A 23,028-nucleotide genomic window follows, 5' to 3' on the forward strand; every position below is an offset into this window, starting at 1 on the left:
TCGCCGAGCCTGGCAGCGGTCGGCGCCGGGTGCCGGTCCCTGACTGCACACCTCTGGCCCCTGCGCGCACGGGCGAGGGGTTCACCGCCGGCCGCCGTCCTGCCAGACTCGGGCCGCGAGCGGGGGCGCGTCCCGGTCGGTGTGCGACGACGTCCCGCCGGCCGTCCTCCGCACGTCCCGAGGGAGTCCGATGCTGCTCCTGGACACCGCCGCACTGCCGCCCGAGCACCGGGTGGAGGCCTTCCGCGTCGCGTTCGGGCAGGCGTCGGTCCCGTGTTCCATCGAGCACCTGGGGCCGCCGGCCCAGGTGCGCACCCGCATGCACCTGTGGCGCTACGGCCGGGCCGACCTGTTCAGCACGGACTCGTCGGGGTTCCGGCTGGTGCGCACCCCCCGGCACGTGCGGCAGGAGGACCCGCCGGTGGTGGCGCTGGCGGTGCAGTGGGGCGGGGTCGGGCGGTTCACCCAGTTCGGCGCGGACCAGGCCGTGGGCACCGGCGAGCTGATGCTCAACGACCTCCGGGCGCCGTACGCGTTCTCCTGGTCGGGCACCGGTGGTTCCCGGGCCTTCCAGGTGCCCAGCGATCAGCTCGGGCTCTCGCCGGACGTCGTCCGGGCGGCCGCTCCCCGCCTGCGGGCCAGCCCGCTGCACGACCTGGTCCGCGACCACCTGGTGCGGATGGCCGGCGACGCCGACCGGCTGGCCGGCGACCCCGCCGCCGGCATCCTGGGGACGGCGACGACGGAGCTGGTGCGGGCGCTGCTGGTGTCCGCCGCGGCCCCCGACCGGCTGGTCGCCGGCGTGCGCGCCGAGACGATGGCGACGCGGGTGCTGGCCTACGCCCGGCAGCACCTGACCGACCCGGAGCTGACCCCCGGACGGATCGCCGCCGCGCACAACGTCTCGGTGCGGCAGCTGTACAAGGTCTGCGCCGAGGCGGGTGTGAGCCTCGAGCAGTGGGTCATCGAGCAGCGGCTGGAGGCGGCGCGGGCGGAACTCGCCTCACCGGCCGGCCGGCGCCGGTCGATCGCGGCGGTCGCCCGCGGCTGCGGGTTCAGCGACCCGAGTCACTTCGCCCGGCGGTTCCGCGCGGCCTACGGGACGACCCCGCGCGAATGGCAGCGGTCGGCCGGCTGATCCGCGCTGCATGCCGGCTGTCCAGTCGGTGTCGCCCACAGCGGTGCGCCGGCCGATGTCGGCAGCCACACCGGTCATCACCCACCGTCAGCACCTTGACACGCACCGTCCCCGGCTGTTCCGGCTGGTTGTGAGGGCCACCACACCTCGGCCAGGGTGCGGGCGGAGCCGCGCGGCGGACGGACCGAGGGGAGCTGGGACATGACCGTGACGCAGGAGGCCAGGGCGGACGTGGCCGAGGGGGTCGAGCACGTGGACGTGCTCGTCGTGGGGGCGGGGATCTCCGGCATCGGCGCCGGCTACCACCTGCTGACACAGCGCCCCGGCACGAGCTTCGTCATCCTCGACGCCCTCGACGGCCACGGCGGGACGTGGTGGACCCACCGCTACCCCGGGGTCCGCTCGGACAGCGACCTGTTCACCTTCGGCTACCGGTTCAAGCCCTGGCGCGGCGCCTCCATCGCGTCGTCGCAGGAGATCCTCCGCTACCTCGACGAGGTCGTCGACGAGAACGGCCTGGACCGGTACATCCGCTACCGGCACCGGGTCACCGCGGCGAGCTGGTCGACCGACGACCGCCGGTGGACCGTGGAGGTCACCCGCGGCGACACCGGCGAGCAGCTGCGGTTCACCACCGGCTTCCTGTGGATGTGTCAGGGCTACTACAAGCACGAGCAGCCCTACACGCCGCAGTGGCCGGGCCTGGAGCGGTTCCGCGGCACGGTCGTCCACCGGCAGCAGTGGCCCGAGGACCTCGACTACGCCGGCAAGCGCGTCGTCGTCATCGGCTCGGGCGCGACGGCGGCGACCCTCATCCCGGCGATGGCGGGCACCGCCGCGCACGTGACGATGCTGCAGCGCTCCCCCACGTTCTTCTTCGCCAAGCCGCGGAACCACGAGCTCGCGACCACCCTCCGGGCGCTGGACATCCCGGAGGAGTGGACCCACGAGATCCTCCGGCGGCAGTACATCGCCGAGAGCGCCCAGCTGGCGCGGACCTCCTTCGAGAACCCCGACGAGCTGCGCACGCTCCTCCTCGACTCGATGCGCCCGCTGCTCCCCGAGGGCTACGACGTCGAGAAGCACTTCACCCCGAGCTACCGGCCGTGGCAGCAGCGGATCGCGCTCCTGCCCGACGGCGACCTGTTCGCCGCGCTCCGCGAGGGGACGGCGTCGGTGGTGACCGACACCATCGAGGAGTTCACCGAGACCGGGATCCGCCTGTCCTCCGGGGAGGTGCTCGAGGCCGAGGTCGTGGTCACGGCGACCGGCTTCGACCTCGCCGTGTTCGGCGGCATCGCGTTCACCGTCGACGACCGGCCGGTCGACTTCGCGGACACGGTGACCTACCGCGGGCTGATGTTCTCCGGCGTGCCGAACATGGCGCTGGTCTTCGGCTACTTCCGGCACAGCTGGACCCTGCGCGCCGACCTGATCAGCGACTTCGTGTGCCGGCTGCTCGGCCACATGGCGGACAGGGGCGCGACGATGGTCGTGCCCACCGTGCCCGACGAGGACGCCGACATGCCGCTGGGCCCGTGGGTGGACCCGGAGAACTTCAACCCGGGCTACCTCTCCCGCTCGATGCACCTGATGCCCAAGCAGGGCGACCGGGAGCCGTGGACGCACCTGCACGAGTACGCGGAGGAGCGGGAGATCCTGCCCGCCGCCGACCTCGACGACGGGACCCTGGTCTACAAGTGAGCCCGGTGCCGCGGTGCCCGGTCGGCCGGGTACCGCGGCACGCCGGCATGCGGCGACGGGTCAGGCCGCGGCCCCGACGGGCGCGGAGACGACGCCGTGCTCGACCAGCGTGTCGTGGACGGCGAGGGCGAGCGCGACGATCCGGTCCTCGACCGGCAGGCTGTTGAGTGCCATGGTCAGGACCAGCCCGGACCCCGGCAGGTACAGGTGGAGGGACCGGAAACCCCAGGTGCCGCCCTCGTAGGTCCACAGCGTGCCGAGTCCCTCGACGGTGACCTGGGCGACGCCGAGGCCGAACCCGCTCGGGTCGGCCGGTGAGGTCTGCTCGATCGGCTCCCCGGTCGCCGTCGACACCAGGCCGGTGAGCTCCTCCTGCTGCTCGGGCGGGAGCAGCCGCCCGGTGTAGAGCGCGCGTGCCCAGCGGGCCCAGTCGCCCGTCGTGCCGACGATGCCGCCGGCGCCCCGGCCCCAGGACAGCGTGTCCCGGCGGACGTCGCGCCCGACCAGCGTGGCCATCCCCGGTACCCGGTCGTTCGCGAAGTAGCCCGCGGGCTCCCGGTCGGTGACCTCCGGCGGGTGGAGGTGCGGCCGGTAGTGCAGGCCGTCGAGGTCCAGCGGGTCGAGCAGGCGGCCGTACAGCTGGTCCTCGTAGCTGTCGCCGGTCACCCGCTCGACCACCATCTCCGCGAGCACGTAGTTGGTGTTCGAGTAGCTGAACCCGGACGTGGCCGGGGCGCCGGCCGCGTAGCCGACCAGCCGCTCGGGTGGGAAGTACCTGAGCGGGTCGGCCACGTAGTCGGCCTGGAACGCCGGCCGGTCGTCGTAGTCGGGGATGCCGCTGGTCATGTTCAGCAGCCGCCGGATCGGGACGTCGGCCCACTGCGGGTACTCCGGCAGCCAGCGGCCGAGCGGGTCGTCGACGGACAGCCGCCCCTCGGCCTCGAGCTGGAGCAGCAGCACCGAGGTGAAGGCCTTGGTGTTGCTGCCGAGCTGCCAGAGGGCGTCGTCGGGCACCGGCTCGGTGCCGCCGGTGGTCGTCGTCCCCGCGGCCACGTCGACGTGCGGGCCACCGGGGAGGGTCACGGTCAGCCCGGCGGCCGAGATGTGCTCCGCCGCGCCGCGGTCCCGGAGGTAGGCCTCGAGGTCGGCACGCAGCTCCGCCCGCAGGACGTCGTCCCCCGCCTGCGCCGGCCGGGCTCCCACCTGCGGGGCGACGAGCCCGGCGAGCACCACCAGCGCGACGAGGACGACCCGGGCCGCCCGCGCGCTGAGGGACAGGGGCCGGGCTCGCGGTTCGGTCATGGGGACTCCCCGGTCGGGACGTCGGACGCGTGCGGCGCCCCACCGTCCCGTGCCCGGGCGGGGGCCGACAGGGCCCTCCGTCCGTCCTGCAGGAGGAGCGCCGGCTCTGCACCGCTGACCGGCGCGCTCCGGGCCCGCGAGGGCGCATTGCCGGGAGAACTCCTGCGTTGCCGGTGCTGCACGACCGGCAACGCACGAGTTCCCCCGCAGTGCCCACCGCTGCGTTCGGGGACGCCGCGCCGTTGCTCCGACCGTGGTGGTGCCGTGCTCCGTTGGAGTGAGGCGCCCGGTCACGCCGTTGTGGCGCCGCTCACAGGCGACGAGTGTCCCCGCTCAGGCCGACTGAGGGGGACGTGGTCGCGATGGCGTGGTGGAACTGGGCCCTGGTGCTGTGGGCGACGGGGGCGACGGCGGGCGCGGGCTGGCTCGCCGTCGTCCTGGCGCGGCACGCGGGGTGGCACGAGGAGCAGGGCCAGGAGTCCGAGGCCCTGGCGGGGCTGCTCGACGAGGGGGCCGGCCAGGCTTCCACCCCCGAGGCCGGACCCGTGGGACACCGGATTCCCGCGGTCCTGCTCACGCGCCTGCGCCACACCGCTCCCCATCGGAGCAGGTGACGTCCCTGGTCTGCGCGCCCTGCGGTAGCCGGTTGACCCACCCGCAGACAGGGAGGACAACTGGATCCGCCAGGAACAAGTCGATCGGGAGGGAGAGCTACGGTGACGCAGCCAGTGGAACACACGTCGTTCGACAAGCCCGATGAGGTCCGTCAAGGCGACAACTGGCGGCTGGAGCTGCTCAACCTGGCCGGCGGCGCCCAGGTGGGCAGGATCACGGTCCAACCCGGCTGGCGCTGGTCGGAGCACGTCAAGCCGGTCGCCGGGACGGATCTCTGCCAGGCGCCGCACCAGCAATACCAGATCTCCGGCCGGATCCACGTCGTGATGGCGGACGGCACCGAGCTCGAGGCAGGTCCGGGTGATGTCACCACGCTGCCGCCAGGACACGACGCCTGGGTCGTGGGTGACGAACCGGTCGTGGCCATCGACTGGCACGGCGCCTCGGTCTGGGCGGCCCGGACGTAGATCCGGCAACAGGCGGAGGGCTCAGCGGTCGACGTAACGATCGCGTTCGACGACGAACTGCCCGGTGGCGGTGTTGGCGTCCACGAACTCCGGCAGCAGGGGGATCCGCACGGTCACGGTGACGCAGACGGAGAACTCCTCCCCCGGCGTCAGCGACGGCACGTAGCTGCCGGCGGCCTCGCAGCCCGCACCGGGCGGCGCGTAGGCGAGCCGGACGTCGGTTGCGTCGACCGCCTGGTCCTCCACCGCCAGCCGCGCCGCGACCTCGGCCCGGGCCGCGCCACTGACCGGGTCCGGCGCGGTGCCGATGGCCCGGCCGGCCTCCCGCGCCGCCGCCGTGGAGGCGAACACCCCGCGCTGCACCGCGGAGAACCCGGCCACGATGTAGACCAGCGGCACGAACACGACGATCGCGATGAACACGAACTCGACCAGCGCCGAGCCCCGCTCGCGGTCCAGCCGGCCCAGCCGGGCCCGCAGCCACCTCACGCCGCGGCCTCCTCGACCGCCCGGCCGGTGACCTCCAGCGGCAGCAGGTTGCCCAGCCCGGCCAGCAGCGTCGGCACCGACCCCGAGCAGCGCACCACCACCAGCGTCAACCCGGTCCCGTCGACCTCCTCGACCGAACTGCAGACCAGACCCGCCGCCGTCCGCTCCGACGTCGCGCGGGCCACCGTCGCCACCGTGCGGTCCGCTCCCGCCGACGACGCGACGTCGGCGAGCGCCGCGTACCGGGCACCCTCCTGCGCGCTCGCGGTCACCACGTTGCGCACGTGCACGTAGACCGCCACCTGCAGCACCGCCAGCAGCAGCACCACGACCAGCACCGAGACGAGGACGAACTCCACGACCGCGCCGCCCCGCTCGCCGCCGTCTCCCGGCGGCTGGGGTGCCTCACCCACCTGTCGTGACGGAGTCCAGTGCGTTGGTCACCGCGGAGACGATCGCCTCGCGGAACGGGACGAGGATGGCCAGCACCAGCGCCGCCGTCATCACCGTGATCATCACCCAGCCCGGGACGTCGCCCCGCTCGGGGTCCTCCCCCCGGAGCCGGTCGCCCAACGCGGCCAGCACGGCCAGGACCCCCGTGAACTGCGGCATCAGATGTCGTCCTTCCTGTCGTGTCCGCCGGCTCATCGGGCCAGCGAGACGATGCTGATCAACCCCGGGAACAGGGCGAAGAGAACGGTGACCGGCAGCACCAGGAAGACGACCGGGACCATCATCGCGATCTCCTTCCGGCCGCCGGCCTCCAGCAGCCGGCGCTTGCCGGCCTCGCGCACGTCGGCCGCCTGGGCGCGCAGCACCTCGGCCAGTGGGGTGCCGCGCTCGATGGCGACGAGCAGTCCGTCGACGAACCGGGCGAGCGCGTCGACGGAGGTCCGGTCGGCGACCTGCTGCAGGGCGTCGGTCAGCGGCACCCCGGCGCGGGCGCGGCCGAGCGCGGAGCCCAGCTCCGCAGCCAGCGCGCCGCCGGAGAGCCGGGTGACCCGGGCGATCGCCGCCGTCGGGCTCTCTCCCGCCGTGACCGCCAGCGCCAGCAGCTCCGCGACCACCGGGAACTCCGCCAGCAGCAGTTCCTCCCGGCGGCGCACCTGCTGGGTCAGCCACCAGTCGCGGCCGAGCACCCCACCGACCAGCCCGGCGAGGCACAGCAGCGCCGCCGACAGCACGTTGAGGCTGCCCGCCAGCAGGGAGCCGATCCCGGCGACCAGGACGGCCGCGAGCAGCCCGAGGCCGCCCCAGACCACCTGCTCGATGCGGAGGGCCTCGACGGTCGCGTCCCCGCCGAGGGCATCGAGGCGGCGGCGGACCGCCGTCCGGCCGCCGAGGACGCGGTCGACCAGACGCGCCCCGTCGGCCACGACCGGGCCGAACACGCGCCGGGCCGCGGTGAGCAGCCCCGCCTCGGTGGCCGTGCCCAGCAGCCGCGACGGCGGCGGGGTGTCGTGCACGTACGGGGCCAGCCGGTCGACCAGCCGCACCGACCGGAACGGCGGCGCGAAGGTGACCACGAGCAGGACGCCGGCAGCCCCGGCCAGGCCGAGGAGCATCCCGGCCACGCTCGCGTTCACTGGAGCACCCGCACGTCCTGCGGCAGCCGGCCGATGTGCAGCATCAGCCGGTAGGCCACCAGGCAGACCGCGGCGCCGCCGAGCAGCAACGCCGTGCCCATCGGCGAGTCGTACGCGTCGAGCGTCGTCGACTGGGTGGCGAGCAGCAGGAGCACCACCCAGGGCGCGGCGACCGCCAGCCGGGCGGCCTGCACCACCCACCCCTGCCGGGTCTCCAGCTCGGCGCGGGCACGGGCGTCCTCCCGGAGGAAGGTCGCGAGGGTCCGGAGCACCCGGCCGAGGTCGCTGCCGCCGACCTCGCGGGCCACCCGGAGCGTCTCGACGATGCGGTCCCCCACCGGGTCGGCGAGGGAGTCCTTGAGCCGGTCCAGGCACTCCCCGAAGCGGCCGCTGGAGCGGTACTCGGCGGCGAACCGGGTGAAGGGAGCGCGCAGCGCCTCCGGTCCGCGGGTGCCCAGCGCCGACAGCGCCTCGGGCAGCGACAGTCCGGCGCGGACGGCGGAGGCCAGGTTGTCGACCACCTCCGGCCACACCTCGCGCAGGTCCGCCTGCCGCTTGGCCGCCAGACGCCGCACCTGGACCGCCGGCAGCGCGAACCCGAACACCGCGAACACCAGGCTGACGGTCACGGTGCCGGTGGTGAGCAGGACGACCACCAGCACCAGCACCCCGAGCCCCACCTGCAGCGCGGTCAGTTGCGCGGCGTTGATCCCGGTCAGCCCCGCGGCCGCGATCCGCTGCTGCCGGCGCGACGGTCCGCGGGTCCCGCGGCGGCGCTGGGGTGCGCGCGGACCGCTGCGCCACACCAGCAGGAGACCGACGCCGAGCAGCAGTCCGAGCAGGGGCCCGGTGAGGCTCACGACCCCCACCGGGAGTCGTCGAGCAGGGCGGTCAGGTCGAAGCCGTGGGCGGCGAAGCGCTCCTGGTGCGGCGGGTAGCCGTCGGCGCGCACCAGCCGGCCGTCGCGGGTGGTGAAGACGTCGGCCAGTTCGATGACGCCGTCCTCGGCCCGGCCCGGCAGCGCGGCGATCTCGCGCACCCGTCGCCGTCCGTCGGGGTCACTGCCGACGTGGACGACGAGGTCGACGCTGGCCGCCACCGTGGGGACGACGAAGGCGTGCCCGATGTTCTCGCCGGCCAGCAGCGGCAGCGTGCACATCTTGACCACGGCCTCACGGGCGCTGTTCGCGTGCAGCGTGCACATGCCGGGAAGCCCGGAGTTGAGCGCGATCAGCAGGTCGAGGCACTCCTCCTGCCGCACCTCGCCGACGACGATCCGGGAGGGCCGCATCCGCAGCGCCTCCTTCACCAGCCGGCGCAGCGGGATCTCCCCGGCGCCCTCGAGGTTGGGCTGGCGGGTCTGCATCGCGACGACGTCGGGCAGCGGCACCCGGAGCTCGAAGACCTCCTCGCAGGTGACCACCCGCTCCCGCGCCGGGATGGCCGCGCACAGGCAGTTCAGGAGCGTCGTCTTGCCTGCCTGGGTGCCGCCGGCGACGAGGATGTTCAGCCCGGCGGCGACCGCGGCCTCCAGGAACCGGGCCGCCTGCCCCGTCAGCGTGCCCAGCGCGACCAGCTCGTCGAGCGAGTGCGCCTGCAGCACGAACTTCCGGATGTTGACCGCCATGTGCCGGCGGGTGATGTCCGGGATCACCACGTGCAACCGCGACCCGTCGGGCATCGTGGCGTCCACGAACGGCGTCGACATGTCGATCCGCCGTCCCGAGGTGCGCAGCATCCGCTCCACCAGGTCGGCCAGCTCGCCGGCGCCCAGGATCGTCGTCGTCAGCTCGCTGCGGCCGCGCCGCGCCACGAACACCCGGCCCGGCTCGTTGACCCAGATCTCCTCCACCTCGGGGTCGTCGAGGTGCCGCTGCAGCGGCCCGAACCCGGCCACCCGGTCCAGCACGTCACGGACCACGGAGTCCGCGCTCCCGATCGGCGGCAGCGCCGAGGTCAACGACCGCTCGGAGTAGTCGGCGACGACGTCGCGCACGAGCAGCCGCACCGGCGCCGGATCGGTGAACGGGTCCAGCCCACGGCGGCGGATCAGCTCCCGTACCTCGCCGTCGACCACCTCCAGGGCACTGGTCGCAGTCGGCACGCCCACCCCCGTCGGCCTGTCGAGTTCCTAGGTCGAGGGACTGTAAGAGAACCGGAGGGTCCGCCGGGCCCGTCGGCGACGGTCTGTGGACGACACCGCGGCAGGCCCACCCGGTCGGGTGTCACCCGCGGCCGGGCGCGACGGCGGGACGGCGACCGGGTGTGATCGCGGGCACCACGGCGCCGGGTGCAGGGGCACTCGGAGCCGAGGCGTCCGCAGCGCACCGGCCGGCGGGGCCGGTCAGCCGACCGGCGTGGCCACCACCACGACGTTGTCGGCGTAGTCGCCGGTGCGCTCGTCGAACGCCCCGCCGCAGGTGATCAGCGCCAGCTGCGGCGGCCCGTCGGTCCGGAACAGCTCCGCCGGCAGCGCCGACTTCGGGAACGACGTCCGGGACGCGACGGCGAACCGGTGCACGGCCCCGCCGGCGTCGGTCACCTCGACGACGTCCCCCTCGCGCAGGGACAGCAGTCCCTCCAGCGGACCGGCGCCGTACCGCGCCGAGTCCACGTGCCCGGCGACCACCGCCGTGCCCTCGCTGTCGCCGGGCACCGCTCCCCCGGCGTACCAGCCGAGCACCGTCGGCCGCGCCGGGAGCTGCAGCGCCCCCGACGGCAGGACGCCGACCGGCACCAGCGGCACCGCATCGCGGGTGGCCGGCAGGGAGACCGCCGTCGGGGCGGCGGGAACCGGGGGCGCCGGGGGCAGGGGCGCGGGAGCCGGCGGCTGCACGGGGACGGCAGGAGGAGCCGAGCCGGCCCGTGACGGCGCGACCGTCACCGCCGACGTCCCGATGTCCGGGGCGTCGGCCCGGGGCGGCGCCTGGGTGAGCGCCAGCCCCGAGCCGACGAGCACCGTGCCCGCGACGACCAGCACCAGGTGCCGGACGCGCGGCGGGCTCACGCGACGGTCGAGCGCCGGCGGACCAGCCCCACCGTCCCGGCCGCGAGCGCCAGCGCACCGACACCGGTCAGGACCCACCCGGTGGTGCCGACGCCGTCCGTGGCCGCCTGGCCGCCGGTGCCGCCGGGCACCGTGGTGGGGACGCCGTACTGCCGCGCGACGTCCCGCAGCTGGGCGAGGTGCTGCTCGACGACCGGCGTCGCCGCACGGGCCAGCTCCAGGACCGTCGGGTCCGAGCCGCTCTGCAGCTCCCGCTGCGTGGCGGCCAGCGTCGTGGAGTGCGAGCCGATCTGCTGGGCGATCCAGGCGGTGTCGAACGCCTGGCCGCTGTTCTGCTGCACCCGGGCCAGCTGCTCCTGCTGCGTCGCGGACGGCTCGGCCGGCAGCTCGACGCCGAGCTGCTGCGCCGCCTGGGTGAGCTGGGCGTCGAGCTGGGTGTGCATCTGGACGAACATCGCGCCGAGCTCACGCACCTCCGGGGTGGTCGCCGCCTGCTGGGCGGCGTTGCCGGCGGCGATCTCGGCGAGGTTGCTCTGGTGGGCGGCCTGCACCCAGGTCACGTCCTGGTCCGACGGCGCGGCCAGGGCAGGGCTTGAGGTCAGGACGACGGCACCGATGACGGCCGCCGGGACGAGGGCGAGACGGGACAACACGCGCATGCGGGGGACTCCGTTGTGCTGAGCGGACGGCCGGGACTCTCCGCCCAGCACCGTTGAGGACGCCGCACGGGTACCCCGCCCAATGTGTCTCACGCCACAAAACGCGGCGCAATCCTGTTGACCCCGACGGGCCGGCCGGGGGCCCACCGGCAGCGGGCGCTCACCGGGTGGGCTCCACACGCGCCGGGCCGCCGCGCGGGCAGGGCGCGGAGCGCGTGCCGCTCACCCGGTGTCGCGGGCGAACGTCGAGGGCCGTCGTCGTGGTCGCGACCGGCGGACAGTCGTCACGCTCCTGGGACTCGGTCCTCGTCGTCCGCCGCATCGTCCGCCGGGTCCAGACGTCGACCCCTGCGCAGGCGGAGCGTAGGGACGGCGCGCACCGGCCCGCTGGCCTCCGGGACCTCGGGAGTGCTGAACTGCCGCGTTCCGTCTCTGCCCGTGCGTCTGCCGCTACCCCTGGCGCCTGCGCCGGCACCGCCCTTGTCGTCCCGGAGGAGGGGGCCGAGGGTGGTCGGCACGGCAGGGAGATCGAGCACGAGGGAGGCGGCAGCATGAGCAGGACGACCCCCGGACCCCGGCTTCGGACGGCGGTGGACGGCGGCGGGCGGGAGTACCTCCCCGGCACGGGGCGCCCGTGGCTGCTGCCCCTCTACGACCCGATGACCCGGCTGCTCGGCGTGGAGCAGGTGCACCGGCGGCTGCTGGACCAGGCGGGGCTGCGCCCCGGTCAGACGGTCCTGGAGATCGGCTGCGGCACCGGCAACCTGCTGCTCGCCGCGAAGGAGACCCAGCCCGGGGCCGTCGTCGTCGGCGTGGACCCCGACCTCACCGCGCTGGCCCGCGCCCAGCGCAAGGCCCGCCGCCGCGGCCTCGCCGTCCAGTTGGACCGCGGGCACGCCGAGGAGCTGCCCTACGCCGACGACAGCGTCGACGTCGTCCTCTCCTCGTTCATGCTCCACCACGTGCCGGCCGACCAGCAGGAGACGGCGGTGCGCGAGGTGCTGCGGGTGCTGCGCCCCGGCGGGGCGCTGCACCTCGTGGACGCCGACGGCGACGGCCACGACCACCGCGACCACCACGGCCACGGTCACCGGCACGGGCCCGCCCGGCACCACGTCGGCGCGGACCTGCCCGACCTGCTCCGCCGCGCCGGTTTCACCGAGGTCGCCGTGACCGGCTCCGACTCCCGCCGCTGGATCGGCTCGTTCACCTCCTACCGCGCGACCCCCTGAGCCGGTACCACCCTCCCGCTCGCCGGGATCCCCACACCGGCCCGGTGGCGGAGCCCCCGCCGAGGCGGCCGGCGTCGCTACCGTTCCGCCCGTGGCGACCTGGTCCGACGTCCGGGAGGCGGCCCTGGCGCTGCCCGACGTCGAGGAGCGGCCCGGGCAGCGGACCCGCCAGTGGCGGGTCCGGGACAAGGGCTTCGTCTGGGAGCGACCGCTGCGCCGCGCCGACCTCGCCGCCCTCGGCGACGCCGCTCCCGACGGGCCGGTCCTCGCCGCCTGGGTGCCCGACCTCGGCGCCAAGGAGGCGCTGCTCGCCGACGACCCGGCCGTCTACTTCACCACGCCGCACTTCGACGGCTACCCCGTCGTCCTGGTGCGCCTGGCGGAGATCGACACCGGCGAGCTCACCGAACTGGTCACCGAGGCGTGGCTGGCCCGCGCTCCCCGGCGGCTGGCCCGCCAGTACCTCGACCTCGCTCCGCCGGCAGAGGGCTAGCGCGGCTCAGGCGGTGACGTGCCGCGCCAGCTCCACCACCGCGCCGACGAACGCGTCGCCGTCGAGCAGCACGCGGTCGTTGTGGTCGGCCCCCGCCACCTCGACCAGCCGGTGCAGCGCGGCGGCGGACTCCGCGACGGCGCGGCTCTGCGCGGGCGGCACGATCGAGTCGGCGTCGCCCAGCACGACCGTCGTCGGCACCCGCACCGTCGCGATCCGCTCGGCCACCGGGAAGCGGTCCCGCAGGAGGGCGCGGACCGGCAGGAACGGGTAGTGCACGGCGCCGACGGCGGCCAGGTCGACGAACGGCGAGCGCAGCACGAGCCCCGCCGGCGGGTACTCGGTCGCCAGCTCCGTCACGACCGCGGCGCCGAGGCTCTCCCCCAGGTACAGCAGCCGGTCCGGCGGCACCCCGGCGTCCTCGACCAGGTGGGCGCGGGCCGCGCGCACGTCCCTCGCCAGGCCGTCCTCGCTGGGGCTGCCCGGGTTGCCGCCGTAGCCGCGGTAGTCGAACAGCAGCACCGCCAGGCCGTGGCGGGCCAGGGCCCGGGCGAGCGGCGCCCGCACCCCGCGGTGCCCGCCGTTGCCGTTCGCCACCAGGACGGTGGGTGCGCCGGGGCCGGCCCCGGGCACGAACCACGCCCCCAGCCGCAGCCCGTCGGAGGTCTCGAGGACGACGTCACGCGCGCCGGGCAGCACCGATGCCGCCGGCGGCACGGGACCCTGGTCCGGCAGGTACACCAGGCGGCGCTGCAGGCCCCACAGCAGCCCGGTCAGCACGACGAGCACCACCGCGACGACCGCCGCCGCACGCAGCCCGCGCCGGAGCCGCCGCGGCGCGACCATCTCACCGGCGGCCGGGCAGCACCGCGTCGATCAGGTGCGGGCCGGGCTCGGCCAGCGCCGCGCGCAGCTGGTCGGCCAGCTCCTCCGCGGTCGTGGCCCGGGTGGCCGGCACCCCCATGCCGGCGGCCAGCGCCACGAAGTCCAGCCCCGGCCCGCCCAGGTGCAGCAGCTGCCCGGCCCGCTCGCCGTCGCCCTGCGCACCCACCCGCGACAGCTCGTGCTCGAGGATCGCGTACGAGCCGTTGTCGCAGACGATCGTGGTGACGTCGAGCTGCTCGCGGGCGTGGGTCCACAGGGCCTGCACGGTGTACATGGCGCTGCCGTCGGCCTGGAGCACGATGACCGGCCGGTCCGGGCAGGCCACCGCCGCCCCGACCGACATCGGCAGGCCGTCGCCGATCGCCCCGCCGGTGAGCGAGAGCCAGTCGTGCCGGGGCGCGCCCGAGGTCAGCTCGGCCAGGCCGACCCCCGAGGTGAGCGCCTCGTCGACGACGATCGCCCCCTCCGGCAGCAGCGCGCCGACCACCGCCGCCATCGCCCGCGGGTCCAGCTCGCCGGTGGGGAGTTGCGGGCGGGCGGCCTCCAACAGCTCCGGCTCGGCGTCCGGCGCGGCCAGCTCGGCCAGCGCCTGCACCGCGGCGACGCCGTCCTCCCCCGGTGCGGACAGGACGTGCACGGTGCACCCCTCGGGCACCGGCGTCCCCGGCACGTCCGGGTAGCCGAAGAAGTGCACCGGCGCCGTCGCCCCGGCCAGCACCAGGTGCGCGGTCCCGGCGAGAGCGGCGATCGCCATCTCCGGCGGGTAGGGCAGCTTCGCGACGTCGGGCAGCCCCGCCCCGCGCACCATCCGGGCGGAGAACGTCTCGCTCACCAGCCGGGCGCCGGTGCCGGCCGCGACCCGGCCGGCGGCGAGCAGCCCCTCCTCGGAGGCGACGACGTCACCGCCCAGGAACAGCACTGCCGGCGCCCCGGACGCCAGCGCGGCGGCGGCATCGGCGACCACCTGCCCGGGCACCCGCGGCGCGGGGCGCACCGGCACCGGGTCGGCCGGCTCGGCGCCGTCCTCCCACGAGACGTCGGCGGGCAGGACGAGCGTGGCGACCGCCCCGCGCGCCGCCTGGGCGACTGCCTCCGCGGCGTCGGCGGCGACGTCGGCCGGGGACAGCGAGCGGCGCACCCAGGCCGACACCGCGCCGGCGAGGGCGTCGATGTCGGACTCCAGCGGTGCGTCCAGCCGCTTGTGCGACCGCGCGTGGTCGCCGACGACGTTGACCACCGGGGCGCCACCCCGCCGGGCGTTGTGCAGGTTGGCCAGCCCGTTGCCCAGGCCCGGCCCGAGGTGCAGCAGCGTCGCCGCGGGGCGCCCGGCCATCCGTGCGTACCCGTCGGCCGCACCGGTGGCCACCCCCTCGAACAGCGTCAGCACGCCGCGCATCTGCGGCACGTCGTCGAGCGCGGCGACGAAGTGCATCTCGGAGGTGCCGGGGTTGGCGAAGCAGACGTCGACGCCGGCGGCGACCAGGGTGCGGATGAGCGCCTGGGCGCCGTTCACCCGTGGCCGCCCGGCCGCCGCCGCAGTGCCGACGTCACGGCACGTAGGGCATGCCGACCTTGATCTCGCGCACCTCGAAGTGCGCCATCGTCGCCCCGCCGGTGGCGAAGTTGGCGACGTCGGCCGCGGCCGACTGCCCCTCCGGGGACGCGAAGGCCTTGTTCATCGCCTCCTCGGACTCGAAGTCGAGCTCGGCGACGAGGTAGGGCGCCGGCTGCGACGGGTCCAGCGACTTGCCGTGGCCCACGGTGAACCCGATGACGCCGGGCATCCCCATCGCCAGCGGCACGTGGGTGTCGCGGTAGTACTCGTCGAACGCGCCGGGGTCGGTGGGCTGTCCGTAGCTGACCACGAGCCGGTGGACCATGTGTGCACCTCCGCGTCGGCCGGGCCTCGTCGCCCGGGAGTGGCCCCACCTTGGCAGGTCGGGGGCCACTCCCGCGACCGCTAGAAGGTGAGGACCAGGCGCCCGCGGACGCCGCCGGCCTCGAGCACGCGGTGCGCCTCGGCGGCCTGCTCGGCGGGGAAGGTGCGCGCCACCCGCAGGGTCAGCACGCCCTCCTCCACCAGCTGCCGCAGCTCGTCGAGCTTCTCCTGCTCCTCGCCGTAGGTGCGCACCCAGGCCGGCTGCACCCGCAGCCCGCGCTGCCCGTCGCCCCGGTAGCCGCGGACGGTCGCCACGGCTCCGCCGTCCTTGACCGCGGGGAGCACCAGCTCGTCCTGCACCGAGCCGTCGGCCAGCCCGTCGACGCCGTCCGGGTACAGCTCGCGGATGCGGTCGGCGACGTCGTCCCCCCGCCGCACGACGACGTCGGCGCCGAGGTCGCGGACCAGCTCCTCGTCGGCCTCCGAGGCGTCGGCGACGACCGTCAGACCCGCGTACGTGGCCAGCTGGACGACGTAGCCGCCGAACGAGCCGGCCGCACCGGTCACGGCGAGCACCTGGCCGCGCTCCAGCGCCAGGAGGTCCAGCGCCAGGCGGGCGGTGAGGCCGTTCATCGGGAGGGTCGCGGCCTCCGCGTCGCTGGCGCCCTTCGGCGAGCGGGCCACCGACGCGGCCGGGACGACGAGGTCCTCGCGGTAGCCCCCGTGCGCTCCCGTGGGCAGCACGATCGCCATGACCCGCTCACCCACCTGCAGGTCGGTCTCGACGTCCGGGCCGAGCTCGGCGAGCTCACCGGCGGCCTCCATGCCCGGCACGAACGGGAACTCCTTGACCGGGTCCCGCTGGGCGTAGCTGCCGTTGCGGGCGTAGGTGTCGGTGGGGTTCACCGTCGCCGCGGTCACCCGCAGCCGGACCTGGCCAGGGCCGAGCGGCTCGGCCGGGACATCGATGACGTGCAGGGCCTCCGGCCCACCGAACTCGGTCACTCCGACAGCTCTCATACCCCGAGCCAAGCCCGTGTGGCGCCGTCGTGTTCCCCCGCCCTCCCGTGCCGGGGGCGCTCGCCGGCGTGTCGCGGGAATGGCGGCGGCACGCCGGTCGCTGGACGGGGTGAGCTCACGCACGCCCGACCCCGAGCCGAGAGGCCGCGCGCATGCCCACGCTGCTGCAGTCCCGCCCCACTCCCCCGGCCTCCGCCCCGCGCCGTCGCCGCCGCGTGCGCACCAGGCTCGTGGCCGCCGGGATCGGCCTCGCCGTGCTCGTGCCCGCCGGCTTCGAGGTGGCCGGCTGGCTCCCGGACGACCCGTTCGGGCAGGACGTCGTGGACCGCAGCACGACGCCGCTGCTGCTGGCCCTCGAGGACCTGCACGAGTACCACGCGGCCACCGGCACCTTCCAGGTCGTCGTCGACCGCGAGGTGGACACCCGCTACGTGCCCTCGGTGATCAGCGGCGAGCGGGTCAGCTACCTGGCCACCGGCACCGCCGACGCCTCCGTCGACTTCGAGGGTCTGGACGCCGACCGGGTCCGCCTCTCGGCCGACGGTGAGACGGCCACGATCGTGCTGCCGGCGCCGCGCATCGGCGAGGTCCGGATCGACCCCGCCCAGAGCCGGGTCCTCGACCGCGACCGCGGCCTGGTCGAGCGGGTCGGGGACGCCTTCGCCGACGACCCCTCCGCCGACGACCCCGAGCTGTTCGCCCTGGCCGAGGACCGCCTGGCCGCCGCCGCGGCCGCGGCCGCGAGCGACCTGCTCGCCCGGGCCGAGGACAACACCCGCACGATGCTGACCACGCTGGCGCAGTCGCTGGGTGTGACCGAGGTCGAGGTCCGGTTCGAGGAGGCCCCCGGCAGCGCGGGCTGACCCCCTCCCGACCTGCTGCCCACGGGCCCCGTCCCGAGGCTCGTCCCGAGCCCGCGAGGGACGAGGGGGACGGGGCCCACCCTCAGCGCTTGAGCGCGTACTCCTTGAGCAGACCCCGGCTGATGATCGTCTTCTGGATCTCGCTGGTCCCCTCGCCGATGAGCAGGAACGGCGCCTCGCGCATCAGCCGCTCGATCTCGTACTCCTTGGAGTACCCGTACCCGCCGTGGATGCGGAACGCCTGCGTGGTCACCTCGGCGCAGTACTCGCTGGCCAGCAGCTTGGCCATGCCGGCCTGGACGTCGTTGCGCTCGCCGGAGTCCTTCAGCCGGGCGGCGTTGACCATCATCAGGTGCGCGGCCTCCACCTTGGTCGCCATCTCGGCCAGCTGGAAGGCGATCGCCTGGTGCGCGGCGATCGGCTTGCCGAAGGTCTCCCGCTGCTGGGCGTAGGCCACGGCCAGCTCGAAGGCCCGGATGGAGATGCCGCAGGCCCGGGCGGCGACGTTGACCCGGCCGACCTCGACGCCGTCCATCATCTGGGCGAAGCCGCGGCCCGGCGTCCCCCCGAGGACGTCGTCGGCGGAGGCGCGGAAGCCGTCGAACACCAGCTCGGTGGTGTCCACGCCCTTGTAGCCCATCTTGTCGATCTTGCCGGGGATGGTGAGCCCGGGGAGGACCTCGCCGAAGCCGGCCGGCTTCTCGACCAGGAAGGTCGTCAGGTTCTGGTGCGCCTTCTCCGCGCCCTCGTCGGTGCGCACGAGCGCGGCGACGAGGGTGGAGCTGGCGCCGTTGGTCAGCCACATCTTCTGGCCGTCGATGACGTAGGAGTCGCCGTCGCGCACCGCCTTGGTGCGGATGCCCGCGACGTCGGAGCCCAGCCCGGGCTCGGACATGGAGAACGCCCCGCGCACCTCACCGGTGGCCATGCGCGGCAGCAGGCGCTCCTTCTGCTCCTGCGTGCCGTGCTGCATGAGCATGTAGGCGACGATGAAGTGGGTGTTGATGACGCCGGAGACGCTCATCCACCCGCGGGCGATCTCCTCGACCGCCAGCGCGTAGGTCAGCAGCGACTCGCCCAGCCCGCCGTACTCCTCGGGGATGGTCAGCCCGAAGACCCCCAGCTCCTTGAGCCCGTCGACGATCTCCTGCGGGTAGACGTCGCCGTGCTCGAGCTCCTGCGCGTTCGGGATGATCTCCTTGTCGACGAAGCTCCTGACCGTCGCCAGGATCTCCTGCTGGATGTCGGTCAGGTCGGCGGTCTGGGCCAGGCGGGTCATCGCGTTGCTCCTCCGGGACTCCGGTGTCCGTGGTTACCGGTGAGTATGGAGCACCTCTCGCGGCCCCCGTCGTGGCCCTCGTCACCTCCGGACGGCGGTTAGCGTCGTCCTCGTGACCGCCCGCCCGGCTGCCGTCCTCACCGCCTGTCTGCTCCTGGCCGGCTGTGGCGACGCCGCCACCGACGACGCGCCGCGCGACGAACCGGCCCCCGCGCAGGCCGAGCGGTCGGCCGCCGCCACCGCCGACCCCGCGGCGGCGACCACCCCGGCGGAGGCCGCGCTGGCCGTGGCCCTGCGGGCGACCGACCTGCCCGCGGGGTGGACGGTGCAGGCCAACCCGGTCGCCGACGGCGACCTCACCGACGACCCCAGCCTCGAGGGCATCTGCGGCGTCGCCTTCGCCTCGGAGGCGCACCGGACGGCCAAGCACCCCGTCGCCGGCCTGGACCCGGCCGGCACCGCCACGGTGGTCTCCGAGGCGATCGGCTACGACTCCGCCGACGCCGGCGTGCTCGCACTCACCGAGCTGCGCGACGCCTTCGAGTCCTGCCCGGCCGGCGACCGGACCCTCGTCGAGCCCCCGGTCGTCGACGGGCTCACCGGCACCGTCGTCGCCGTCCGCTACCGGCTGGACGACGGCACGACGCAGGACGTCGTCGCGCAGGGGCGTGGCGCGGTGGTGTCGGTGCTCATCACGGAGGATCCTGCGGCGGGCGCGACGGCTGCCCAGGGCATCGCCACCCGGATGGCGGCGCTGCCCGCGCCGGCGACCGGCGGCTGACGCCGGCGACGAGAGGACGCGATGAGCAGCACGGACGACGGGCTGTACCGGGGCGACCCGCCCCCGGTGGCCCCGCGGCACGCGGCGCCGCCCCCCGGCCACGGCCCGCTGCCGGGCTACGGGCCGCCGCCCGGCTACGGAGGGCCACCCGGGTACGGGCCGCCCCCGGGCTACGGACCGCCGCCGGGCTACGGACCACCCCCGGGCTACGGCCCACCGCCGGGCTACGGACCACCGCCCGGCTCCTACCGGCGTCCCACCAACACGATGGCCGTCCTGGCGCTCGTCATGGCCTTCGTCTTCGCCCCGGCCGGGCTGGTCCTCGGGGTCGTCGCCCGCCGGCAGATCCGGGAGACCGGCGAGGAGGGCGACGGGCTGGCCCTGGCCGGGATCGTCATCGGCGCGATCGCCTGCGCGCTCGTCGTCCTCGCGTTCGTGCTGTGGTTCGTCGCGCTCGCCTCGCTGACGAGCGCCTCGTTCGGTCCCTGACCACCGACGACGACGGCCCGCCCGGAGCGCCCGGGCGGGCCGTCGTCGTCAGTGGCCGGTGCTGCTCGTCAGCTCTCCGGCGGGGTGAACGACGAGGTCCGCTGCAGGCCGGCCGCGCGCCCCTTGCCGGCGATGACCAGCGCCATCTTGCGGCTGGCCTCGTCGATCATCTCGTCGCCGAGCATCGCCGAGCCCTTCTTGCCGCCGGCCTCCGACGTGGACCACTCGTAGGCGTCGAGGATCAGCTCGGCGTGGTCGTAGTCCTCCTGGGACGGCGCGTAGATCTCGTTGGCCGCGTCGATCTGGCCGGGGTGCAGCACCCACTTGCCGTCGAAGCCGAGCACCGCCGAGCGCTTGGCGACCTCACGGAAGGCGTCGACGTCGCGGACCTGCAGAAACGGCCCGTCGATGGCCTGCACCCCGCGGGCGCGGGCGGCCATGAGGATCTGCATGAGGATGTAGTGGAACGGGTCGCCCGGGTAGTCCGGGTGCAGGGCGCCGACCACCAGCGACTTCATGTTGATGCTGGCCATGAAGTCGGCCGGGCCGAAGATGATCGTCTCGATCCGCGGGCTGGCGAACGCGATGTCGTTGACGTTGATCAGACCCTGCGCGGTCTCGATCTGCGCCTCGATGCCGATCCGGCCCACCTCGAGCCCGTTCGACTTCTCGATCTGGGTGAGCAGCAGGTCCAGCGCCTGCACCTGGGCGGCATCGACCACCTTGGGCAGCATGATGCAGTCGAGGTTGGCCCCCGCGCCCTCCACGACCTCGATCACGTCGGCGTAGGTCCACTCCGTGGTCCAGTCGTTGACCCGGACGGTACGGATCTTCTCCCCCCAGCCGCCCTCGTTCAGCGCCGCGACGATGTTCTTGCGGGCACCGGGCTTGGCCAGGGGGGCGCAGGCGTCCTCGAGGTCGAGGAACACCTGGTCGGCGCCCAGCCCCTTCGCCTTCTCCAGGAACCGCGGGTTGCTGCCCGGGACGGCGAGGTTGGAACGGCGGGATCGGAGCTCGGCCACGGTGCCTCCGTCGAGGGGTGAGGTGGGTGGGACCTGCGTGGTGGGGGTCGTGACCGGAGGGTAGCCAGGGGGCGGAGACGGCCGTCCTGCCCCTCAGGTGGCGGGTTCGACGAGGGTGACCGGCCGGCTGGCCCGCACCACGAGGGCGACGCCGACGACGACCAGCAGCACGCCGGGCAGGGCGAGCAGCGGCGGCACCTGCTGCAGCAGGACCAGCGCGAACAGCAGGGCGCCGGGCACCTCGAGCAGGACGACGAGCGAGACCACGGTGGGCCCCACCGAGGAGAGCACCAGGTTCAGCAGCGTGTGCCCGAGCAGCTGCGCGCAGACGGTGATGGCGGCGATCAGCAGCCAGTCCCGCCCGCTGAAGCCGGCCAGCGGGGCGCCGACCACCCCTGCTCCGACGGCGATGGTGAGCGCGCAGACCGAGTAGCAGACCACCGCGTACGCCGAGGTGGGCAGCCGCTGCCGGGCCCGGGCGCCGGCCAGCACGTACCCGCCGGCGCAGACCGCCCCGAGCAGTGCCAGCCCGTCCCCGGCCAGTGCGCGCAGGCTGACAGTGACGTCCACGCCTGCGATGAGCGCGACCCCGACCACCGCGAGCACCAGGCCCCACCAGATCGCCGCGGGCAGCCGCACCCCGCTGACCCGGGCGGCCAGCGCCGTCCAGATGGGCGTGGTGGTGACCAGCGCCGTCGAGGCGGCGACCGTCGTCATCGACAGGCTGGGTAGCCAGGCGGCGAAGTGCGCGGCGAGGAACAGCCCGGCCACCACCGAGCTGCCGAGGTCGCGCGGGCGCAGGCCGGCCAGCGTCGAGCGGTCCCGGGAGAGGAGCACCGGCAGCAGGGCCGCCGCGCCGCCCACGTTGCGCCAGAAGGCCAGGGCCAGCATCGGCGCGGTCACCAGGGTGGTCAGCGGCGCCGACAGGGAGATGCCGATGACGGCCACCGCGATGATCCCGACGTCCCTGCCCCCGGGCCGGTGCACCGCCCAGGCATCGCCGGCCCCGTCGGGAGGCCCACGCCGAGTGGAGCGAGGGGTGAGGTGCTCCTCCGTCAAGGCACCCGGATCCGGCCGCGCGCGATCGGTACGACGGTGCCGTGCGTGGTCGCGGCGGTGGCCCGACCCGCGGACGCCGTGACCGTGCAGGTCAGCACCGACGGCCGGCCCATCGCCTCGCCCTGCCGCACGACGTAGGACGACGTCCCGTCGGGGGCCAGCAGCCCGGCGGCGACCAGCCAGACGCCGGCGCCGAGGGCCGCCGAGCCGGTCGCCGGGTCCTCGCCCCACGCCAGGTCGCTCGCGAACACCCGTGCGTAGGCGGTGGAGGTCGCGGCGTCCCACGCCAGCACCGAGACCCCCTCGCCGACACCGAGCTGCCCGAGCAGCGCGGGGACCGGGGCTGCGTCGTCCACCACCTCGGGGCGCACGGCCAGGTAGGTGAACGGCAGGCCACAGCCGGCGACGTGCGCGGGCAGCCCGACGACGTCGGCCGCCGACAGCCCCATCGCCTCGGCCAGGGAACCGGGCTCGGGGCCGTCCTCGAGGGTGGGCCGCCCGCCGGAGAGGACCGCGCCGTCGTCGTCCACCACGACGTCGAGGATCCCGACGCCGCACTCCTGGCGGAGGGTGCCCGCCGGCAGCCGGCCGGCCCGCACCAGGGTGTGCGCCGCGCCGACGCTCGGGTGACCGGCGAAGGGCAGCTCGGCGAACGGCGTGAAGATCCGCACCCGGTAGTCGGCACCCGACCCCTCGGTCGGCGCGCACAGGAACGAGGTCTCGGAGAGGTGGAACTCGTTGGCCAGCGCCTGGCACTGCTCGGTGCTCAGCCCGTCGGCGTCGTGGACGACGGCCAGCGGGTTGCCCGCGAACGCGCGCGGTGCGAAGACGTCGACGACCTCGTACTCGAGCTCAGCTGCGGGGGACGACACGGCGCCGACGGTAGCCTCAGCCCTCGTGGGGGGGGGGGGGGGGGGGGGGGGGGGGGGGGGGGGCGGGGGGGGGGGGGGCCGCGGGGGGGGGGGGGGGGGGGGGGGGGGGGGGGGGCCCCCCCCCCGCGCCGGCCGGCGCGGTCCCGGCGCCGCCGCCCAACCCCAGCGACGCCGAGATCGGCCAGGC

General features: G+C 75.2%; 26 protein-coding genes. 9 read left to right on the forward strand and 17 right to left on the reverse strand.

The window, feature by feature from the left end; translation table 11 throughout:
* The first annotated feature begins 190 nt into the window (after positions 1 to 190).
* Positions 191 to 1,138 (forward strand): helix-turn-helix domain-containing protein, encoded by a 948-nt coding sequence (locus tag ACI78V_RS06580; protein WP_456850031.1) that lies wholly within the window; start codon positions 191 to 193, stop codon positions 1,136 to 1,138.
* A 201-nt stretch (positions 1,139 to 1,339) separates the two neighbouring features.
* Positions 1,340 to 2,842 (forward strand): flavin-containing monooxygenase, encoded by a 1,503-nt coding sequence (locus ACI78V_RS06585; RefSeq protein ID WP_456850032.1) that lies wholly within the window; start codon positions 1,340 to 1,342, stop codon positions 2,840 to 2,842.
* A 60-nt stretch (positions 2,843 to 2,902) separates the two neighbouring features.
* Here ACI78V_RS06585 and ACI78V_RS06590 read toward each other — a convergent pair whose 3' ends face one another.
* Complete coding sequence (locus ACI78V_RS06590) at positions 2,903 to 4,144, reverse strand: serine hydrolase domain-containing protein (protein WP_456850033.1); 1,242 nt, start codon at positions 4,142 to 4,144, stop codon at positions 2,903 to 2,905.
* 353 nt (positions 4,145 to 4,497) lie between these two features.
* Between ACI78V_RS06590 and ACI78V_RS06595 the strand changes: the two genes are divergently transcribed.
* Together ACI78V_RS06595 and ACI78V_RS06600 are read left to right on the forward strand one after the other, a co-directional pair.
* Positions 4,498 to 4,758: a hypothetical protein gene (locus ACI78V_RS06595; RefSeq protein ID WP_456850034.1), complete on the forward strand. Its 261-nt coding sequence runs from the start codon at positions 4,498 to 4,500 to the stop codon at positions 4,756 to 4,758.
* A 102-nt stretch (positions 4,759 to 4,860) separates the two neighbouring features.
* Positions 4,861 to 5,226, forward strand: coding sequence for a cupin domain-containing protein (locus ACI78V_RS06600; protein ID WP_456850035.1), 366 nt, complete (start codon positions 4,861 to 4,863; stop codon positions 5,224 to 5,226).
* Between the two features lie 21 nt (positions 5,227 to 5,247).
* Here the strand turns inward: ACI78V_RS06600 and ACI78V_RS06605 are convergent, their stop codons facing one another.
* The 8 genes from ACI78V_RS06605 to ACI78V_RS06640 all read right to left on the reverse strand — a co-directional run bounded on the left by ACI78V_RS06605 (position 5,248) and on the right by ACI78V_RS06640 (position 10,967).
* Entirely contained in the window at positions 5,248 to 5,715 is a 468-nt protein-coding gene (locus ACI78V_RS06605) for a TadE/TadG family type IV pilus assembly protein (RefSeq protein ID WP_456850036.1), read from the reverse strand.
* A complete protein-coding gene (locus ACI78V_RS06610) occupies positions 5,712 to 6,128 on the reverse strand; it encodes a TadE/TadG family type IV pilus assembly protein (protein WP_456850037.1) in 417 nt (138 codons plus the stop codon). The genes ACI78V_RS06605 and ACI78V_RS06610 overlap by 4 nt, the downstream gene beginning before the upstream one ends.
* Complete coding sequence (locus ACI78V_RS06615) at positions 6,121 to 6,327, reverse strand: hypothetical protein (protein ID WP_456850038.1); 207 nt, start codon at positions 6,325 to 6,327, stop codon at positions 6,121 to 6,123. The genes ACI78V_RS06610 and ACI78V_RS06615 overlap by 8 nt, the downstream gene beginning before the upstream one ends.
* Before the next feature lie 32 nt (positions 6,328 to 6,359).
* The gene (locus ACI78V_RS06620; protein WP_456850039.1) at positions 6,360 to 7,301 is read right to left on the reverse strand and encodes a type II secretion system F family protein; all 942 of its coding nucleotides are present in this window, start codon (positions 7,299 to 7,301) and stop codon (positions 6,360 to 6,362) included.
* Entirely contained in the window at positions 7,298 to 8,161 is an 864-nt protein-coding gene (locus ACI78V_RS06625) for a type II secretion system F family protein (protein ID WP_456850040.1), read from the reverse strand. Before ACI78V_RS06625 ends, ACI78V_RS06620 begins: the two co-directional genes overlap by 4 nt.
* Complete coding sequence (locus tag ACI78V_RS06630; RefSeq protein ID WP_456850041.1) at positions 8,158 to 9,405, reverse strand: CpaF family protein; 1,248 nt, start codon at positions 9,403 to 9,405, stop codon at positions 8,158 to 8,160. The genes ACI78V_RS06625 and ACI78V_RS06630 overlap by 4 nt, the downstream gene beginning before the upstream one ends.
* Positions 9,406 to 9,645: 240 nt before the next feature.
* The gene (locus ACI78V_RS06635; RefSeq protein ID WP_456850042.1) at positions 9,646 to 10,308 is read right to left on the reverse strand and encodes a class F sortase; all 663 of its coding nucleotides are present in this window, start codon (positions 10,306 to 10,308) and stop codon (positions 9,646 to 9,648) included.
* Positions 10,305 to 10,967, reverse strand: a complete 663-nt coding sequence (locus tag ACI78V_RS06640; RefSeq protein WP_456850043.1) for a DUF4142 domain-containing protein — start codon at positions 10,965 to 10,967, stop codon at positions 10,305 to 10,307. The genes ACI78V_RS06635 and ACI78V_RS06640 overlap by 4 nt, the downstream gene beginning before the upstream one ends.
* A gap of 551 nt (positions 10,968 to 11,518) precedes the next feature.
* Between ACI78V_RS06640 and ACI78V_RS06645 the strand changes: the two genes are divergently transcribed.
* Both ACI78V_RS06645 and ACI78V_RS06650 read left to right on the forward strand, forming a co-directional pair.
* Complete coding sequence (locus tag ACI78V_RS06645) at positions 11,519 to 12,199, forward strand: class I SAM-dependent methyltransferase (protein ID WP_456850044.1); 681 nt, start codon at positions 11,519 to 11,521, stop codon at positions 12,197 to 12,199.
* A 91-nt stretch (positions 12,200 to 12,290) separates the two neighbouring features.
* Positions 12,291 to 12,692: an MmcQ/YjbR family DNA-binding protein gene (locus ACI78V_RS06650; protein ID WP_456850045.1), complete on the forward strand. Its 402-nt coding sequence runs from the start codon at positions 12,291 to 12,293 to the stop codon at positions 12,690 to 12,692.
* Positions 12,693 to 12,698: 6 nt separating this feature from the next.
* Here ACI78V_RS06650 and ACI78V_RS06655 read toward each other — a convergent pair whose 3' ends face one another.
* From ACI78V_RS06655 to ACI78V_RS06670, 4 genes are all read right to left on the reverse strand, one after another.
* Positions 12,699 to 13,538: an alpha/beta hydrolase gene (locus ACI78V_RS06655; protein WP_456850046.1), complete on the reverse strand. Its 840-nt coding sequence runs from the start codon at positions 13,536 to 13,538 to the stop codon at positions 12,699 to 12,701.
* A gap of 1 nt (position 13,539) precedes the next feature.
* Entirely contained in the window at positions 13,540 to 15,090 is a 1,551-nt protein-coding gene (locus ACI78V_RS06660; protein ID WP_456850047.1) for an acetolactate synthase large subunit, read from the reverse strand.
* Positions 15,091 to 15,124: 34 nt separating this feature from the next.
* Positions 15,125 to 15,457, reverse strand: coding sequence for an EthD family reductase (locus ACI78V_RS06665; RefSeq protein ID WP_456850048.1), 333 nt, complete (start codon positions 15,455 to 15,457; stop codon positions 15,125 to 15,127).
* Between the two features lie 80 nt (positions 15,458 to 15,537).
* A complete protein-coding gene (locus ACI78V_RS06670; protein WP_456850049.1) occupies positions 15,538 to 16,476 on the reverse strand; it encodes an NADP-dependent oxidoreductase in 939 nt (312 codons plus the stop codon).
* A gap of 152 nt (positions 16,477 to 16,628) precedes the next feature.
* Here ACI78V_RS06670 and ACI78V_RS06675 point away from each other — a divergent pair, with 152 nt between their 5' ends.
* A complete protein-coding gene (locus ACI78V_RS06675) occupies positions 16,629 to 17,339 on the forward strand; it encodes a DUF4230 domain-containing protein (protein WP_456850050.1) in 711 nt (236 codons plus the stop codon).
* An 82-nt stretch (positions 17,340 to 17,421) separates the two neighbouring features.
* Here the strand turns inward: ACI78V_RS06675 and ACI78V_RS06680 are convergent, their stop codons facing one another.
* The gene (locus tag ACI78V_RS06680) at positions 17,422 to 18,618 is read right to left on the reverse strand and encodes an acyl-CoA dehydrogenase family protein (RefSeq protein WP_456850051.1); all 1,197 of its coding nucleotides are present in this window, start codon (positions 18,616 to 18,618) and stop codon (positions 17,422 to 17,424) included.
* Between the two features lie 112 nt (positions 18,619 to 18,730).
* Here ACI78V_RS06680 and ACI78V_RS06685 point away from each other — a divergent pair, with 112 nt between their 5' ends.
* A complete protein-coding gene (locus ACI78V_RS06685; RefSeq protein ID WP_456850052.1) occupies positions 18,731 to 19,399 on the forward strand; it encodes a hypothetical protein in 669 nt (222 codons plus the stop codon).
* 21 nt (positions 19,400 to 19,420) lie between these two features.
* Complete coding sequence (locus tag ACI78V_RS06690) at positions 19,421 to 19,888, forward strand: DUF4190 domain-containing protein (protein ID WP_456850053.1); 468 nt, start codon at positions 19,421 to 19,423, stop codon at positions 19,886 to 19,888.
* A gap of 68 nt (positions 19,889 to 19,956) precedes the next feature.
* Here ACI78V_RS06690 and ACI78V_RS06695 read toward each other — a convergent pair whose 3' ends face one another.
* From ACI78V_RS06695 to ACI78V_RS06705, 3 genes are all read right to left on the reverse strand, one after another.
* A complete protein-coding gene (locus tag ACI78V_RS06695; protein ID WP_456850054.1) occupies positions 19,957 to 20,910 on the reverse strand; it encodes an HpcH/HpaI aldolase/citrate lyase family protein in 954 nt (317 codons plus the stop codon).
* Positions 20,911 to 21,003: 93 nt separating this feature from the next.
* Positions 21,004 to 21,897, reverse strand: a complete 894-nt coding sequence (locus ACI78V_RS06700) for a DMT family transporter (protein WP_456850055.1) — start codon at positions 21,895 to 21,897, stop codon at positions 21,004 to 21,006.
* Positions 21,898 to 21,965: 68 nt separating this feature from the next.
* On the reverse strand, positions 21,966 to 22,841 hold the full coding sequence (locus ACI78V_RS06705; RefSeq protein WP_456850056.1) for a PhzF family phenazine biosynthesis protein: 876 nt from the start codon (positions 22,839 to 22,841) through the stop codon (positions 21,966 to 21,968).
* Positions 22,842 to 23,028: the final 187 nt, after the last annotated feature.

It is taken from the genome of Geodermatophilus sp. SYSU D00742, from assembly GCF_054049935.1.